The sequence below is a fragment of the Brevundimonas vesicularis genome (assembly GCF_032067225.1).
In the GTDB taxonomy this organism is placed as follows: Bacteria; Pseudomonadota; Alphaproteobacteria; order Caulobacterales; family Caulobacteraceae; genus Brevundimonas; species Brevundimonas vesicularis_F.
Genome location: NZ_DAMBJX010000002.1, coordinates 1 through 730, shown reverse-complemented (window position 1 = coordinate 730; position 730 = coordinate 1). Strand labels below are relative to the sequence as shown.

General features: G+C 66.6%; 1 pseudogene. It reads left to right on the top strand.

The features are described 5' to 3' along the window. Positions 1–730 (top strand): annotated as a pseudogene (locus RT123_RS00565) (membrane-bound PQQ-dependent dehydrogenase, glucose/quinate/shikimate family); the annotation flags it as partial.

Below are 730 nucleotides of genomic sequence, written 5' to 3'. Positions count from 1 at the left end.
CATCACCACCGCCCCGCCAGCCGGTCAGACCTATACGCCGGGCACGCCGAACATGTGGACGACGGCGACGGGCGACGAAGCCCTGGGCCTGGTCTATCTGCCGATGGGCAACTCGGCCGCCGACTACTATTCGTCGCTGCGCCGGCCCCAGGAGAACCAGTATTCCAGCGCCCTGGTCGCGCTGGACGTCACGACCGGCAAGCCACGCTGGAGCTATCAGACCGTCCGCCGCGACGTTTGGGACTATGACCTGGGTTCGCAAGTGACGCTGGTCGACATGCCGACCGCAGGGGGCGTGACGCCTGCGGTGATCCTGCCGTCCAAGCGCGGCGAAATCTTCGTGCTGGATCGCCGCACGGGCCAGCCCCTGCACGGCGTGCAGGATCGTCCCGCCCCGCGCGGCGGCGTCGAACCGGCGCAGCGTGCGGCGACCCAGCCCTATTCGCTGTTCAACACCCTGGCCAAGCCTGACCTGCGCGAAGTCGATATGTGGGGCATGTCGCCGATCGATCAGATGATCTGCCGCATCCAGTTCAAGAAGGCGTCGTACCAGGGCCAGTTTACGCCCCCGACCGCCGACCGTCGCTTCATCGAATATCCGGGCTACAACGGCGGTTCGGACTGGGGCAGCGTGGCGCTGGATCCGCGTCGCGGCGTGATCATCGCCAACTATAACGACATGCCCAACTACAACCGTCTGGTGCCGCGGGCCGAGGCGAACAAGTTGGGC